At 53.0% G+C, this 16,401-nt stretch carries 16 protein-coding genes; 3 read left to right on the plus strand and 13 right to left on the minus strand.

Annotated elements, in window-relative coordinates; all coding sequences use genetic code 11:
- Positions 1-42: 42 nt before the first annotated feature.
- The 5 genes from GHH_RS10815 to GHH_RS10835 all read right to left on the minus strand — a co-directional run bounded on the left by GHH_RS10815 (position 43) and on the right by GHH_RS10835 (position 5,336).
- Entirely contained in the window at positions 43-1,014 is a 972-nt protein-coding gene (locus GHH_RS10815; RefSeq protein WP_013144983.1) for a sugar phosphate isomerase/epimerase, read from the minus strand.
- Between the two features lie 134 nt (positions 1,015-1,148).
- Positions 1,149-2,303 carry a Gfo/Idh/MocA family protein gene (locus GHH_RS10820; protein ID WP_015375208.1) on the minus strand — a complete coding sequence of 385 codons (1,155 nt, stop codon included), beginning with the start codon at positions 2,301-2,303 and terminating at the stop codon, positions 1,149-1,151.
- Positions 2,300-3,049, minus strand: a complete 750-nt coding sequence (locus GHH_RS10825; protein WP_015375209.1) for a ThuA domain-containing protein — start codon at positions 3,047-3,049, stop codon at positions 2,300-2,302. The genes GHH_RS10820 and GHH_RS10825 overlap by 4 nt, the downstream gene beginning before the upstream one ends.
- Before the next feature lie 60 nt (positions 3,050-3,109).
- Positions 3,110-4,189 carry a Gfo/Idh/MocA family protein gene (locus tag GHH_RS10830; protein WP_015375210.1) on the minus strand — a complete coding sequence of 360 codons (1,080 nt, stop codon included), beginning with the start codon at positions 4,187-4,189 and terminating at the stop codon, positions 3,110-3,112.
- 142 nt (positions 4,190-4,331) lie between these two features.
- Positions 4,332-5,336 carry a LacI family DNA-binding transcriptional regulator gene (locus GHH_RS10835; protein ID WP_015375211.1) on the minus strand — a complete coding sequence of 335 codons (1,005 nt, stop codon included), beginning with the start codon at positions 5,334-5,336 and terminating at the stop codon, positions 4,332-4,334.
- 258 nt (positions 5,337-5,594) lie between these two features.
- On the opposite strand from GHH_RS10835, the gene GHH_RS10840 reads away from it, so the two are divergent.
- Together GHH_RS10840 and GHH_RS10845 are read left to right on the plus strand one after the other, a co-directional pair.
- Positions 5,595-6,491: an Rpn family recombination-promoting nuclease/putative transposase gene (locus GHH_RS10840; RefSeq protein ID WP_015375212.1), complete on the plus strand. Its 897-nt coding sequence runs from the start codon at positions 5,595-5,597 to the stop codon at positions 6,489-6,491.
- Positions 6,492-6,695: 204 nt separating this feature from the next.
- Positions 6,696-7,133 (plus strand): GNAT family N-acetyltransferase, encoded by a 438-nt coding sequence (locus tag GHH_RS10845; protein ID WP_015375213.1) that lies wholly within the window; start codon positions 6,696-6,698, stop codon positions 7,131-7,133.
- A 100-nt stretch (positions 7,134-7,233) separates the two neighbouring features.
- On the opposite strand, the gene GHH_RS10850 is transcribed toward GHH_RS10845, so the two are convergent.
- From GHH_RS10850 to GHH_RS10885, 8 genes are all read right to left on the minus strand, one after another.
- Entirely contained in the window at positions 7,234-8,529 is a 1,296-nt protein-coding gene (locus GHH_RS10850) for an MFS transporter (protein ID WP_015375214.1), read from the minus strand.
- A gap of 159 nt (positions 8,530-8,688) precedes the next feature.
- On the minus strand, positions 8,689-9,135 hold the full coding sequence (locus GHH_RS10855; protein ID WP_015375215.1) for a MaoC/PaaZ C-terminal domain-containing protein: 447 nt from the start codon (positions 9,133-9,135) through the stop codon (positions 8,689-8,691).
- A 263-nt stretch (positions 9,136-9,398) separates the two neighbouring features.
- On the minus strand, positions 9,399-10,226 hold the full coding sequence (locus GHH_RS10860) for a carbohydrate ABC transporter permease (RefSeq protein WP_015375216.1): 828 nt from the start codon (positions 10,224-10,226) through the stop codon (positions 9,399-9,401).
- A gap of 15 nt (positions 10,227-10,241) precedes the next feature.
- Positions 10,242-11,549, minus strand: coding sequence for a carbohydrate ABC transporter permease (locus GHH_RS10865; RefSeq protein ID WP_015375217.1), 1,308 nt, complete (start codon positions 11,547-11,549; stop codon positions 10,242-10,244).
- Positions 11,550-11,722: 173 nt separating this feature from the next.
- Complete coding sequence (locus GHH_RS10870) at positions 11,723-13,039, minus strand: ABC transporter substrate-binding protein (RefSeq protein ID WP_015375218.1); 1,317 nt, start codon at positions 13,037-13,039, stop codon at positions 11,723-11,725.
- Positions 13,040-13,467: 428 nt separating this feature from the next.
- Positions 13,468-13,872: a hypothetical protein gene (locus tag GHH_RS10875; RefSeq protein WP_015375219.1), complete on the minus strand. Its 405-nt coding sequence runs from the start codon at positions 13,870-13,872 to the stop codon at positions 13,468-13,470.
- Positions 13,873-13,885: 13 nt separating this feature from the next.
- Positions 13,886-14,812, minus strand: coding sequence for a glutaminase A (gene glsA, locus GHH_RS10880; protein WP_041470525.1), 927 nt, complete (start codon positions 14,810-14,812; stop codon positions 13,886-13,888).
- Between the two features lie 174 nt (positions 14,813-14,986).
- Positions 14,987-15,562 (minus strand): Uma2 family endonuclease, encoded by a 576-nt coding sequence (locus tag GHH_RS10885; protein ID WP_015375221.1) that lies wholly within the window; start codon positions 15,560-15,562, stop codon positions 14,987-14,989.
- A gap of 135 nt (positions 15,563-15,697) precedes the next feature.
- Here GHH_RS10885 and GHH_RS10890 point away from each other — a divergent pair, with 135 nt between their 5' ends.
- Positions 15,698-16,159: a Uma2 family endonuclease gene (locus tag GHH_RS10890; RefSeq protein WP_015375222.1), complete on the plus strand. Its 462-nt coding sequence runs from the start codon at positions 15,698-15,700 to the stop codon at positions 16,157-16,159.
- The last annotated feature ends 242 nt before the right edge of the window (positions 16,160-16,401 follow it).

Consider the following 16,401-nt stretch of genomic DNA (forward strand, 5'->3'; position numbering starts at 1 on the left):
ACGGCGGGCGGCAAGGGATCATTTTCCCTTGCCGCCTTCTTTTTACGCCCACCACATCTCCGGCAGTTCTTCTTTGAACAGCACCTTTTTCAAAAGCGCGACGGCTTTGGACAGCCCTTCATCGATCGAAGCGAGCATGTCTTCATGTTCGATCGACAGCACGTAGTCGTAGCCGACGGCGCGCAGGGCGCTGACGATGTCGCGCCACATTTTTTCGCTTTGTCCGTAGCCAACGGTGCGGAACACCCACGAGCGGTCGAGGATTTGGCTGTAATGTTTCGTATCGAGCACGCCGTTTTTGCGGATGTTCGCTTCGTCTAGGTACGTGTCTTTCGCATGGACATGGAAAATCGCTTTTTCGCGGCCGAGCAGTTTGATCGCCTCAACCGGGTCGATGCCTTGCCAAAGCAGGTGGCTCGGGTCAAAGTTGGCGCCGATCGCTTCACCGACGTGTTCGCGCAGTTTGAGGAGCGTTTCCGGGTTGTAGACGACGAAGCCCGGATGCATTTCAAAGGCGATTTGCGTGATGCCGTGCTCCTTGGCGAACGCTGCTTCTTCGCGCCAGTACGGGATGACGACTTCTTCCCATTGCCATTTTAAAATTTCCAAGTAATCCGGCGGCCAAGAGCACGTGACCCAGTTCGGGTATTTGGCGCCGGGATGGTCGCCCGGGCAGCCGGAGAAGGCGTTGATGACCGGTACTTCAAGCTGCTCAGCGAGCCTGACCGTTTTCCTCCATGTATCATGCGACTGTTTCGCGAACGCTTTGTCCGGATGAAGCGGGTTGCCGTGGCAGCTTAACGCGCTGATCACAAGGCCGCGGTCGGCGACGGCTTTTTTCAACGCTTTGATTTTTTCCGGTTGGTCCAACAGCGCGTCAGGATCGCAATGGGCGTTGCCCGGGTAATTTCCGGTGCCAAGCTCAACGGCCTCAATGCCCATGGCGGCGACTTTGTCGAGCATGTCTTCCAACGGCAGCTGTTGATACAAAACGGTAAATACGCCTACTTTCATCTCGTTCTTCTCCCCTTTCTAGCGGTGTGAAGCCGGCCGGTCGGCGGCCGGCTCCGCCGTTCCATTTTGTTGTGGCATCATTCTAGCACCCAGCCAGCGAAACGAGGCCGACGTCTCCGCGGTGCTGACGCCGCTTATTCCGCCACCCGCACCCACCGTTTGGTGCGATGGCTTTCCAAAATGGCGTCGACGATCCTCATCGTATGATGGCCGTCGGCGATCGTCGCAAACGGCAGTTCCCCGAGCGCCTCGCCGCGTTGTTTCCGGATGATGGCGCTGTAAAAATCACGAAACAAATTTTTCAGCCCGTCCGGCCAGCCTTCTTCATGACCGCCTGGATAATGGGCGTAAGCAGCGGCTTGCGGCGACAAGAGCGCTGGGTCGCGGACGATTTCTTCGTTCGGGCCGTTGCGGCGTCCGACCCAGAGGCGGTTCGGGTGCTCTTGGTCCCAGGCGAGCGTCATCTCATCGGCGGCGATTTCAAAATAGAGCCGGTTTTTCCGGCCAGCGCTCACTTGGGAAATCGTAAACGCCCCGTGGGTGCCGTCGTCAAAATGGACGAGCACGCTGCCGCCGTCTTCGGTGTCAATCTGGACTGGCTCCGCGTCTTGGCTGCGGCCGGATGCAAACGTGCTCCCTTCCTGTTTCGGCTTGTAGCGAACCGGATGGACGGTGCGCAAGTCGGCAAACACTTCGACGATTTTCTTGCCGAGCACATACTGCACCGTGTCGCACCAGTGCGAGCCGATGTCGGCGATGGCGCGCGACGGGCCGTTTTGCGCCGGGTCGAGCCGCCAGTTGTAGTCCGTGTCATACAAGAGCCAGTCTTGCACATAGCCGCCGTACACGAAATGAACGCGCTTCGCCTCACGGGCGAGCCGCTCTTTCGCCTCGACAACGAGCGGGTAGTGGCGGTAGTTGAAGCAGACCGCGCTAAGGCTTTCGCTTTGTGCAGCGAGCCGCTTTAATTCCGCCGACTGTTCGCTGTCCATGGCGAGCGGCTTCTCCGACAACAAATGTTTCCCTGCCTCGAGCGCGGCCTTGTTGATCGGGAAATGGAGGACGTTGCGCGTGCAGTTGTGAACGGCTTCGACATCGGGGTCGTCAATTAAAGCGCGGTAGTCGCCGTATGCTTTCGGAATCCCGAACCGGCGCGCGGCTTCCTCCGCTTTTTCTTGGCTGCTTGAGGCGATGGCGACAATGTTCACAAACGGCAGGCGGCGGAGCGCCTCAATATGGGAAGAAGCGGAAAAGCCCGTGCCGATAATGCCGACGTTGATCCGGTTCATGGCGTCACTCCTCCTTGTTTCGCTTTGATCGGCTCAAGCGGCTTGACGTTGCCGAAAACGATTTCCCCGCGGTTGACCGGCGCGGCCCAGCGGACGGCGTTGGCGATCACTTTCAGCACATCCGGGTGATGGTACGTCGGATACGTTTCATGGCCGGGGCGGAAGTAGAAAATTTTCCCTTTCCCGCGCGTGAACGTGCAGCCGCTGCGGAACACTTCTCCGCCTTCAAACCAGCTGATGAAAATCGTTTCGTCCGGCTCGGGGATGTCGAAAAACTCGCCGTACATTTCTTCCTGCTCAAGCTCGATGTACGGTCCGATTCCTTCCACGATCGGATGGCCCGGGGCGACGACCCAGAGACGCTCTTTTTCATCGGCTTCGCGCCATTTCAAATTGCATGTCGTCCCCATCAGCTTTTTGAAAATTTTCGAGAAATGACCGGAATGAAGGACGATGAGCCCCATTCCTTCCAGCACGCGGCGGTGGACGCGTTCGACAACCTCATCTTTCACTTCGTCATGGGCGATATGCCCCCACCAGACGAGGACGTCGCACCGGTCGAGCACCTCGTCGGTCAAGCCGTGCTCCGGTTCGTCCAAGACAGCGGTCGCAGCGTCAAACCCCGCTTCAGCCAGGTAGCGCGCGATGACGGTATGCATTCCTTCCGGATAAATCGCTCTTACTTGTTCATCTTTCTTTTCATGGCGAAATTCGTTCCAGACGACAACGCGGATGGGTGTGGTCATCGGTTCGTTCCCCCTCGATTGGATTTCGGCTTGCCGCGGCAAGCACAAATCAGTTAATCTTTACCATTCAATGCGGACTTGCCGCCCTTGTTCGGACGACTCGTAAATCGCTTCCAACACTTTAGCGATCATAAGCCCTTGTTCCGCCGTGCAAAGCGGTGCCGTCTCCTCCGTGATGCTCGTGACAAAGTGGTCAAGGAGCGCCACCCGTTCGCCCTGGTCCTCAAAATGGAGCGTGACATCGGCCGGAACGCCGTGTTCGTTGCGGAACCATTTCACTTCTTGGCGGTTGCCGGCGATGTTCCACTCCCAGCGCACGCCGCCTTCCGTGCCAAGAAATTCGACATATGCCCGCTCTTCTTCAATGTGCGACGCCCAGCTCGTCTCCAGCAGCACCGTCGCGTCGTTTTCGAGCTGGATGAACGCCGCGGCGAAATCTTCGACCGTATAGGCGGCATCAGGCGAAAACGTCGTTCCCGGCCATGCCCCTTGGCGACGCGGGCCAAACTTCGCGTACGTTTTCCCCGTCACGGCAACCGGGTTCGGATTGCCGAGCAGCCAAAGGGTCACATCGAGCATATGGACACCCAAGTCAATGAGCGGACCGCCGCCGGAGCGCTCGCGGTCAAAAAACCATGCCCCCCATGCGGGAATGCCGCGGCGGCGCACCCAGCCCGTTTTCGCGTAATAAATCTCGCCGAACGCACCGGATTGAATTCGCTCATGCAGCCATTGCGCCGCTTGGCGGAAGCGGTTGTTCAACGACACCATAAACTGTTTTCCCGACTCATCACGGGCGCGGATGATGGCGTCGGCCTCTTCCGCTTTCGTCACCATCGGCTTTTCGCAAAGCACGTGTTTCCCGGCCCGCAAGCTGTCGACCGCCACTTGGGCGTGCAAAAAATTCGGCACGGTAATGATGACGGCATCGACATCTGGTGAGGCGAGCAGTTCCTTGTAGTCGCGATACACTTCACGGATGCCGTACGTTTTCGCTTTCTCCGCGGCCGCTTGTTCATTGACGTCGCAAATCGCCTGCAAGACGACGCGCTCGGGCAGGGCGAGCGCCGCCTTGATATGTTCTTTGGAAATGCCTCCAGCTCCAATCAAGCCGAGGCGGATTGGAATCGTGTTCCCCATGTCCTTTTCCCCCTTGCATTTTATGTTTGCGGCTTCCATATTCCATCGGTTCTCCCATCATTTGCTTGATGTAATCGATTACATCATCACCGGAAAATCCGCCCGTCCCCCAGGACCGGAACGGGACGCTCTGTCCAGTTCTTCAGACAGAGCGCCCGCCTCCACATGAATCGCGGATGACAAGCCGGTCGGGAAGAACGAGCTGGCGCCGCTCGACATCGATTCCTTCAATGAGCCGAAGCAGCAGCTCCATCGCTTTTTGGCCGATCTCAAACATCGGCTGGGCGATGGTTGTAAGGCTCGGTTCAAAAATCGAGGCCATTTGAATGTCGTCAAATCCGACAACGGCTACATCGTCGGGAACGCGCCCGCCGCGATGGCGAACCGCTTTGATCGCCCCAATCGCCATCTCATCGTTGGCGGCGAAAATCGCGGTTGGCGGCTTCTCAAGGGCGAGTAGCTTGAGCGTCAAATGATATCCGGACTCATAGGTGAAATCACCCTCCTGCACGAGCGCAGCGTCCGCCTCAAGCTCATGCTGCGCCAGCGCCTGTTGGTAGCCGCGCAGCCGGTCGCGGCTTAAAATGACGTCCATCGGCCCGGACAGGTGGGCAATGCGGCGATGGCCGAGGCGGATCAAGTGTTCGGTCGCCTTACGGGCGCTGCTGATGTTGTCGATCGAAACGGTCGGGATGTCCGCCCCTTCCAAATACTCGCACGCCAAGACGATCGGAAACTGCCGCGCCATCTCTTCCACCAGCTCTTTGCGGATGCGGGCGGTCAAAAAAATCATCCCGTCGACTTGCCGCTGCGGCAATACGTTCAAATATTGCTCCTCAAGCCGGGCATCGTTTTGCGTATCGCCAAGCAGCACTTGATAGCCGTGCTTGAGGGCGACCGCTTCAATGCCGCGCAGCACTTTCGAGAAAAATGGATTCGTAATATCGGGCACGACGACGAGCACCGTCTCGGTCTCCATCCGCCGCAAATACCGGCCGAGCACGTTCGGCTGGTAGTTCAGCGCTTCAATGGCTTCAAGCACGCGCTGCCTTGTCTCTTCGGTGACATTGCCCGTGTTGCGCAACACGCGCGACACGGTCGCCGTCGATACGTTCGCCCGCTTCGCCACGTCTTTTATGCTTGCCATTGGTCGTAGTCCTCTCGCTTATGTAATCGATTACATCACCATCGTATCGGAAAGACAGGACGGTTGTCAAGCGTTGTTTTTCCTATCCGTCTCAGACATGGGTTGCTCCTTCTTTTTGGCGAAATGCCGTTGATTGGCTGGTGACAGCCGTTTTTCCACCAGCCTTCTCGTAATCGATTTTTTATAGTTTCCATGCAGGATTTTTTCTTCTGCTCACGAACCAGTTTATCATGTAACGTTTCAAAATGAGGTGATCGAATGGCCATTGACCATGACCGATTGTTCAAAGAGCTGATTCAAACGTTCTTCGAAGAGTTTCTTCTCCTCTTTTTCCCCGACATGCACGAACACATTGATTTCAGCCATTTGTCTTTTCTGTCCGAAGAACTGTTTACCGATGTCACGGCAGGTGAAAAATACCGCGTCGATCTATTGGTCGAGACGAAGCTGAAAGGGGAAAATGGGCTGATCATCGTTCATGTGGAGAATCAAAGCTACGTGCAACCATCGTTTCCAGAGCGCATGTTTATCTATTTCAGCCGTCTGTTTGAAAAATACCGCACGCGCATCGTTCCGATCGCTGTCTTCAGCCATGATGCCCTTCGCGAGGAACCATCCGTGTTCTCAATCGAGTTTCCCTTTGGCGACGTGCTGCAGTTTCGCTTTTTCCCCGTAGAGCTGCGCAAGAAACATTGGAGAGACTACATCCGGCATGACAATCCGATCGCAGCTGCCCTCCTTGGCAAAATGGGGTATACTGAAAGTGAGAAAGTCGAGTTGAAAAAAGAGTGTTTGCGCATGTTGGCGAGATTGGAGCTGGATAAAGCGAGGCAGCGGCTCTTGTTGGGCTTTTTTGAAACGTATGTGAAGCTGTCGGAGGAGGAAGAGCAACAACTGCAAAGAGAGGTGAAGGCGATGGAAACGAAAGAAAGAGAAAAAGTGTTGGAGCTGATCATTTCCTATGAGCAAAAGGGAAGGAAAGAGGGATTGGAAGAAGGAATGAAACGCGGGATTGAACAAGGGATCAAGCAAGGAATGAAACAAGGAATGAAGCAACTGATTCGCAACATGGCGCGCAAAGGAATGACGGTGGAAGACATTGCCCGGTTGGTGGATCTCCCAGAGGAAGATGTTCGGGGATTGCTTGAAAAGTAGGGAAATCAAAAGCAAGTGGATGGCCCTGGAAAATACCGAAAGAAGACGGTTGGCGGCGACAAGCGGCCAACCGATCGTCGTACGAACAGCATGGCCTAAAGATGCCCGGAGACCGCCGTGTTTGTGAAGCCCGTGACTTTCGAAGATCCAGTGCCTAAAAAAGCCTAACCAACCATCTATGAATCATTGGGAGAGGGGAACTCCATGGAAATTAGAAAACCAAACGATTCGGAATACAAAACGATTTTATCACTCACACCACAAGCATTATTCGAAGGCACATTAGGCGAAGCAAAACCGTCAGATGAAAAAGTCAAACAACTGATTGAGCCATTATTGCAGAAAGGGAGCTATTATTTGATCGCAACGGAAGGCAATCATCTGATAGGTTGGATTTTAATCGGAGCAAGTCAAGACCTGCTTACTGGGAAAAGATATGGATTCATCTATGAATTGTTTGTGTTAGAAGAATTTAGAGGAAAGGGAATGGCAAGGAAATTAATAGAAGCCGGCATCGAACATTTGAAACAAGATGGATATTCAGAGGTTCGTTTGCGTGTATATGCAGGAAATCAAGCGATGAAACTGTATGAAACACTCGGATTCAAGCACCACACCATTATCATGAGCATGAACGTGTAAGGCAAACATATCCCGCCCACCGTCATCCTTAGCAGGCGGCAAGAAGAAGCGCCTTTGCCCGAACGCAAAGGCGCCCATAGTGGTGTTCAGTCCGATTCATCTAATCAATCGCCTGGCGCGCACGGTCTTGCAGCATTTTCACCCCAGCGAGTGAAATCAAGCCCATGACGACGATATAGAAGGAGATGGCGGTGGCGCTGCCGTATTTGTGCAACAGCCACGTGCTGATGAGCGGGGCTGGGCCGCCGGCGATGATCGAGGCCAGCTGGTAGCCGAGCGAAGCGCCGCTGTAGCGAAGCCGCGTCGGGAAGTTTTCCGCGATCATGGCCGCCTGCGGGCCATACAGCATGCCGTGGAACACCATGGCCACGACCGTCGCCAAGAAGATGAGCCCGACGCTTTTCGTATTGACCAGCCAGTAATACGGAAACGCCCAAAGCATCAACAAAATCGTGCCCGTCATGTAGACGCGGCGGCGGCCCCACCGATCGGATAAATGGCCGGAATAGACGATCGAAAGCGCGTTGATCACCGCAGCGATAATCGTCACATTGACGAAAACGCTTTTTTCCATCCCCAAAAATGTCGTCCCATAGCTGACGATAAATGTGACAAAAATGTAGAATGACCCGTTTTCAATCACCCGCGCAAGCGCTGACCATAGAATTTCGCGCGGATGCTTGACCAGCACCTCGCCGACCGGCATCTTGCTCGTTTCTTGTTTTTTCATCGCTTCTTGGAACAGCGGCGATTCGAGCACTTTCAGCCGGATGTACAGCCCGATGGCGATGAGAAGGAAGCTTATGAGAAACGGAACGCGCCATCCCCACGCATAAAAGCTGTCGCCGCCCGCCGCAAGCATCAGCGTCGTCACAAGGGAAGAGGACAACAGCCCGAACGGCACGCCCATTTGCGGCAGCGAGGCCATAAACCCACGCCGTTTGCCTTCTTCCCACTCCATCGCAATCAAAATTGCGCCGCCCCATTCCCCGCCGACGCCAATGCCTTGAATGAGACGCAGCGCGGTCACTAGCACCGGCGCCCACAGGCCGATTTGCTCATAGGTCGGCATCAGGCCGATCAACGCCGTCGCCAATCCCATCAACAGCAGCGTGGCGACCAACGTCGCCTTCCGCCCGATGCGGTCGCCGAAATGGCCGAAAATCGCGGCGCCGACCGGCCTGGCGATAAATCCTAACGCAAAGGTGGTAAAGGATTGCATCAGGGCGACGTACGAATCTCCCTCTGGAAAGAATAATTGTGGAAACACGAGAGCGGCCATCGTCCCGTAAAGGAAGAAATCGTACCATTCAATCGTCGTGCCGACCACACTGGAAATCGCCGCCCGCTTTTTTTGACGCTTCAATTCCACCGTATCCATCATCGTTACAGCCATTCACAACACCCCTTTCACGCAATCAAAGTGCGCGCATCTCATGGAAACGGAAAAACAAATGGATGATAGCAAAAAAACGAACATAATGTTAGCGCTTCCAAAAACAAACCGTCATGGACTCGTTTCTTTGTCAGACCGTCATGACGTTTCACAAGCCCGTCATGGAGCTTTCCCTTCCCGCGCTACAAGCACATGCACAACGGCATCGACGACCGTTTCTTCCCGCTGGTTGACAATCCGCTGATGCACCGTGACGAGCCCGGCTTCCTCGCCCCGTTCCGTCAACCGCTTCACTTCCGATTCCACGTAAATCGTATCGCCGATTTTCACCGGACGGACGAAGCGGAGCGCGTCGATGCCGTAAAAAGCGAGCACACATCCCGGCTCCATCACCCATAGTCCCGTCGCCACCGACATTGTCAGCATCCCGTGGGCGATCCGTTCGCCAAACCGCGTCTGCCGTGCGTACTCGCGGTCGAGATGGAGCGGATAAAAATCACCGGAAACGCCGGCAAACTGCACAATATCAGCTTCGGTAATCGTCCGCCCGCGCGAACGGTGGCGCTCGCCAAGTGCATACTGTTCAAACGGACGGTCAAATCGCACGCCTTCCCCTCCTCTTGATTGGTGCAAAAAAGAGTAAAATGAAATTCCACCCCCTTCCGGTCTGACAGCTATATTTTTCTAATATTCAGAATATTGTCTGTGTAGATTTTCCTTTGCGCATCCCTCCCCGCCAGCCGTCTGTCATTAACATATGAACGGAGTGAAGCGGATAGAACTGCTCCTCCTCTGTTTCGTGTTTCAAAATGGGCATTACCCAAAAAACAAAAGGATGCTCACCTGGCATCCTTTTTCATGTTCGTTCTTTATTCTTTTACCGAACCGGACGTGAGCCCGGAAACGATGCGGCGCTGAAACAACAGCACCATGATCACAAGCGGGATCGTCACCACCACGGTGGCTGCAGAAATTTCGCCCCACGGGATCGTATACTGGCCTTGGAACATGGCAATGCCGACCGGAACGGTTTTGTATGTTTCCGCTGTGTTGATCGTCAAGGCAAATAAAAATTCGTTCCATGCGGCAATGAAGACGAGAATGGACGTCGTAAACACCCCCGGCACAGCGAGCGGCAAAATAATTTTAAAATACGTCTGCATCGGCGTCGCCCCGTCCATTTTCGCCGCTTCTTCCAAGTCAAACGGAATCTTGCGGAAAAAGGTGACAAGCAGCCAAATCGAGAGCGGCAAGGCAAACGTCGTATACGGAATGATCAATCCCAAGTAGCTGTTCGTCAACCCGAACTTTTTCACAAACATGTAAATCGGAGAAATGGTGGCAATTTGCGGAAACATCGATACAGCCAACACCAAGCCGAGAATGACCGTCTTGCCCTTAAACTCCAAGCGCGCAATCGCATAAGCCGCAAACGCGGCAACAAAGACCGTATACACCGTCGTAATGGTCGCCACGACCGTACTGTTCCATAAATAGCGCAAAAACGGGTAATTGACAAAGACCGATACATAGGACTTCAACGTCGGATGGCTTGTAAACCATTCAAACGCCTTGTCGCCAAACAATTCGCTGAGCGGTTTAACGGAACTGAGCAAAACCCATAAAAACGGAAACATCACAAAGAACACAAACAGGGCCAAAAACACGTAAAAGAACGGACCGGCTTTTTTTTGCATCGTCTCACCCCTTCGTTATCGTTTGACGCTGGAGCCATCAGACAACAAATCTTTCCCAAGCCAGCGAATATAGATCATGGAAATCACCGCCACGCAGAGAAACACGATGACAGCGAGCGCCGATCCCGCACCGAAATTCGTCTGCGAGAACATGACTTTATACGCTAAAATCGAAATCGTCTCCGTCGAGTTCGCCGGCCCTCCGCCGGTTAAGACGTAAATCAGGTCGAACACGCGGAACGCATCGAGCGTGCGGAACAACAATGCGACTAAAATGCTTGATTTTAACAGAGGCAGCGTGATTTGGGTGAATTGCTGCCATTTGGTAGCCCCGTCGATCGAGGCGGCTTCATACAACGAACTCGGAATCGTTTGCAGCCCGGCCAGCAGCAAAAGCGCCATATAAGGGGTTGTCTTCCATACATCGGCAAAAATGACCGCAAACATCGCCCCCGCTTCCGTCGTCAACAAATCTCCCATCCGGTCGACCAAACCGATTGTTTCAAAATAATGGGCGACAATGCCGTTTTGTCCATCATATAAAAATTTCCACATCAGCGCCGATACGGCAGTCGGAATCGCCCACGGAATCAAAATCGTCGCCCGCACCACCCCTCGTCCAAAAAAGGCCTTATTGATGAGCAACGCAATTCCGAGCCCTAACACTAGCTCAATGGCGACCGACACGACCGTAAAGAACGTCGTATTCCATAACGCCTTCCATAAGCGCATGTCGCTGAAGCTGTCCTTATAATGCTTGAGGCCGACAAAGTTCGGCTCGATCACAACCCCTTCGAGCCCTTCGGCCAAGCCGACGACTTTATCCGCCTGCTGCAGTTCGCCCGCTTTTTTCATCTCCTTCAGCGCTCGGACGACATCATCAACCGTGTCGGTCAGCCGCTCGGCCGTCTGTTTGTCCAGCTCGACGATCTTCAGCTCATCGCTTGGCGTCTCGAAATTGTCGAGCACTTCGTTCACTTTGTCATATTGCCTTGCCACTTGATCATTCGAACGGATCGCCGCATCCAGTTTCGCGAGCTTTTGTTCGATTTGCGCCAACGTTTGTTTCGTTTGTCCATCCGCAGCCGCCATTTCCTGCTTAAGAGCGCTTTTGAGGAACGGATAGTTTTGTAGATATCCTTCCAGATCGAGGCTGTAACTCCAGTGAATCGACGATTTGGTCGGGTCGTTGAGCCGATAGTCGAACAAGCTGTAATAAAAGGACTGGATGACAGGCCAAATGGCGATCGCTAAAATGAGCAGCATGGCCGGTGCGACAAGCGAATAGCCTAATAGGCGCTCCATTCGCTTTTCATTCCTCATCGCTGTTCTCTCCCTTCTGCTTGGAAAAGGATATTAGCCTTCAGCACCGGGTAGATGACGGGCTGAAGGCTAATGAACCAAAAGTAGTCAAACAACGTGTTTGGCTGATGGGGCCTCAGCCGGGCGCTGGCCCGATTCGGATCGGCTGCAGCGCGCTGGCCCAGTCATTCGACTTACTTATTCAAGGCTGCTTTCATTTCTTTTTCCATATTGGCCACAGCTTGTTCGACCGTCAGCTCCCCGGCCAGCGCTTTCGATACGTTGATTTGGATGATTTCCGAAATTTCTGGATAGTTCGGGACGACCGGGCGCGGCACAGCGGCGTTCAACGCATTGACAAATCCTTCTTCCGCAAAGAACGGATTGGCTTTTAAGACATCTGGATCTTTAAACAATTCCGGAAGCGTTGGCGCTAAACCGCCGTAAATCGCAGAAATTTTTTGCCCCTCCGGCCCCGTCATAAATTTGACAAATTCCCATGCTTCTTTCGGATGTTTCGAATATTTGTTGATCGCGGTCATCCAGCCGCCCAGCGCGGCAGCCGAACCTTTGTCTCCGGCCGGAAGCGGAGCCACGCCGACTTTGCCGACGATTTTCGATTGTTCTTTGTCGTTCGCTAGCGCGTATTGATAAGGCCAGTTGCGGATAAACGGCGATTGTCCTTCAATGAACGCGGTATGGGATTCCGGTTCCATAAACGTTGTCACGTTGCTCGGCACGACATCCGATTGAACGATTTCGACCATTTTTTTCAAACCTTTAATAGCTTCGGGACTGTTGACGACGACGTTGCCGTTTTCGTCGACAATTTTCCCTCCATACGAAGCGATAAATTCTACCGCGTTGCAGACGAGCCCCTCATACTGCTTGGCCTGCATCAAATAACCGAACTTCGTGCCGCCTTTTCCTTTCAGCTCTTTTGCCGTCTTTAACAATTCATCCCATGTTTTCGGCACTTTCTCCTCAGGCACGAGGTCGGTGCGATAAAACAGCATACCGGTGTCAATAAATTTCGGCATTGCCCATTGCTTGCCATTAAAGTTGCCGGCCGCAAGCGCCCCTTGGTTGTATTTGCTGAGGTCAATGCCGTCTTTCTCAATAAAACGGTCGAGCGGCAGCGTATAACCCGCTTGTGCAAACTCCGCCGGCCAAATGACGTCAAGATCCATGACATCGATTTCCGATGACTGCGCATTTAACATCGTAACGTAAGCATCATGCTGCTTCCCGGTGTCAGCCGGCATTTCGCGAAATTCCACATCGATGTTCGGGTGCGTTTTCTCGAACGCTTCAATGATTTTTTCGGTGGCTTTCGTGGAATCTTGGCCGCGGGCATAGACAATTTTCACTTTTTCAGACTGGCTCGTTTTCCCTTCTTCGTTTTTGCTGTCTTGGCCCGTCTGGCTCTCGCTTTGGCCGCCGGAGCATGCCGCGAGCCCCATCGTAAGCGCTAACAAAACAGCCGATGTTTTGAGTGTCTTTTTCACCATGATTCTCCCCCTTTAAATTTTGGATTTGTCAAACACCGCATGGCATCGCGTATAGTGGTTGCTTCGACTGCCCCAATCACCTCCTGGACATGACATCCATTGACGTTTGACTTGGCATCCCCCACTGCTTGTCTATACACATTCTTTGTAATCGATTACATACAAAACGATGAACACCCTCATGTCCGCTTTTTTCTTTCCTCTCGAAGCTGAAAACGTGCAGTGTTCCCATGCTTCCCTGTTCAACCAAAGCAACCTGTCTAGGCCGTCGGTCACCCTGCCCGCTTTGCCAGCTTCTTTTTGCACCTTGGTTATGTAATCGATTACAAAATCATCTTACATTGCCGAAAAATCGTTCGTCAAGTCCCTAAATGCTTTTTTTGCTTTATAAACAAAGAACCCCAAGCAAACTCGCTTGGGATGTTCCTTCACACCTCCACCGTCTTCCCTTCCTCGACGATATGATAAAGCAAATGCGCCAGGTGGTGGATCGGTCCGTATTCCTCTTCGCCGTCTTCCGTCATTTCTTCTTCGTCGGCGAATTCAAGGTCGTTCAAATACAGCGCCATAAATTCGTAAAAGTCTTTCAGCTCAAAGCTGTAGCACGCGCTCGGGTCTTCGTTGTCTTCTTCATATTGAAGCATTAAATACGATACGTTGCCTTCGTTGTCCTCAGCGTCGAAAAAGACGAAATAGCCGATATTGGTGTCAAGGTCAAACAAATGCCGCGTCCCGCCTTCGGTCGCCTTGTCAAAATCCTCTTGGCTCAACTTGCCGACGTTCATCGCTTCGACGTCGTCTTCGCGGTGAAACTGGACCGTAAATGTTTTCATCGTGATTGCCTCCTTAGAAAATGCTTAATGAATACGTTTTTGACAGCCGCTCGAGCAGTTTCACCCCGGTCACGCTGTTCCCTTTATCATCGAGAGCCGGGCCGAAAATACCGATGCCGCACCGGCCCGGGACGGCGGCGAGAATGCCGCCTGAAACGCCGCTTTTCGCCGGGATGCCGACTTTGATGGCAAATTCGCCGGATGCGTTGTACATGCCGCACGTGACCATAAATGTTTTGCAAATGCGGGCGACATCAAGCGGCATGATCGGCTCGCCCGAATGCGGGTCGCGCCCGTCAAGCGCGAACACCAAGCCGATGCGCGCCAGGTCGATGCACGTCATTTCAATGGCGCACTGCTTCGTGTACAAATCCATCAGCTCTTCGACATCTTCGTCAATGATACGATGCTGCTTGAGAAAATAGCAAAGCGAACGGTTCAAAAACGCGGTTTCAAATTCGGAGCGGGCCACTTCCTCCGAATACGCGATCTGTTCGTTGCCCGCCAATCGGCGAACAAACGCCAACAGCCGTTCCAGCCGTTCGGACACCGAGCCGCCTTGAATCATCGACGTGACGACAAGCGCGCCGGCGTTAATCATCGGATTCAGCGGCTTGGCAGGCTTTTCCTCTAATTTGGCAATGGAATGAAACGGATAATCCGTCGGCTCCATGCCGACTTTATGGAACACTTCATCTTCTCCGTGATCCATCAACACAAGGGCCAGGGCAAGAATTTTGGAAATGCTTTGCAGCGTCACTTTCACCGTCACATCCCCGGCGCTTGCCACCTTGCCGTCCGGGGTGTAAACGGCAACTGACAGTTCATTTGGATCGGCCTTGCCCAAGGCGGGAATGTAATCGGCTACTTTTCCATAGCGGGCGTACTGTTTCGCTTCTTCGACAAAGCGGACCAATTGTTCTTGACTGTACACAGGCATCACCGATCGTTAGTATCGCCTGTTTTTTCCGTTTCTATGCCCAAACGATGCAAACAGCGGCGATTTCAGACAGGGGGGGCGCTTTGCCCTCGCCAAGCGGACCGCCGGCAAAAACCGCCCCGCTCTCCTCCAGTCGGCGGCCTGAACCTGCTGTTTGAACAGCAGCCGTTTTTCTTATTCTTCTTCGGCAAATACGTTTTTTAATTCGATCGCAAATCCGGGAAACAGACGGACAGGAATCGTATCATCGCGGACATACATCCCTTGATGGCGGAATCTTCCTTCTTCGAGCACATAGACATCAATCGTCTCATTCATCGGATCGGCAATCCAATATTCTTTCACCCCTGCCCGCTCATAACGGTGAAATTTGACAATTTTGTCCTTGCGCACCGTCGATTTTGAAATAATCTCCACAACGAGATCCGGCACGCCGACAATTCGTTTTTCGCGAATTTTGCTTTTGTCGCAGACAACGACAAGATCTGGCTCAACCCATTCGCGAATTTGTTCCGGATCATCCCGATCCGCCAAACAAACGTCGATCGGAGCACCAAATACGGTGCATTCTTTCCCCCGCAAATATGTCGCAAATTCCACCAACAATTCACGTTGCACGGCCTGATGTTTCGGCGTCGGAGCGCGGGACATGTTGAAGACTTGGCCGTCAATGACCTCATAGCGTACATCTTCGTCGAGCAACATATATTGCGCATAAGTGAACGGCTGCCCTTTTCCCGGCGCTCGCATGAAAACGGCCTCCTTTCCTCTTTTCTTTTTAGTATACTTGAATACCACCTGGCAACCTAGCGTTTTCTTTTTCTCCACAACCCGTTGCAGACAAAGGAGAACCGTTTCAAGTATAATGAAAAAGAGGTGAGGAGCGTGCAAGAAGCCATCAACATGTCCACATCCCCGTCATGGGAACATCAAATCGTTTGCGACAATCTTGTTTCCGTGATCAAAGGAAAAAGCCCATGTCAACCGATTTCCAACTTGTCCGTGAAACTCGAGAAGAACGGAAACGTGATGAACGAGTTTATCCAGCCGGATGTCGCTGTCTATTGCGAACGGCCGGAAAAAATCATCGGCGGCTATAAGGGGCGGCCGCTCATCGTCATCGAGGTGGTCAGCCCGTCAACCTACAAAATCGATGTGACACTGAAAAAAGATTTGTACTGCGCCTACGGAGTGGAAGAATACTGGATCGTTGACCCATACAACAAAACGATCCGTCAGTGCACACTCGAACATGATCGATACGCCGAGACGATCATCGCCTGCGGAGAAACGTTCGATTCTGTGATCGGAACGATTGACACCGCGCTCGTTTTCCAAGGCGTGTAGAAGACGGGGAAAACCATTCTTTTCGGCCTATCGGCGGTTTTTGTGGCGGAAGTCGAGTCGATTTTGCAAAGTTCCTCAACTTAAAAAGAGTCTCTGCTGAACAACTCGTTTCCCATCACGAGTTCTTTAGCGGGACATCTTGCATGCTTTGTCGTATAATCAATGGCGAATTCCCTGTCGCAAAAGCAGGGGCGGACAGACAGAGGAAGATACGTTCAAAGGAGCATGAAAACAGAAAAAAA

The sequence above is a fragment of the Geobacillus sp. GHH01 genome, from assembly GCF_000336445.1.
GTDB lineage: Bacteria > Bacillota > Bacilli > Bacillales > Anoxybacillaceae > Geobacillus > Geobacillus zalihae.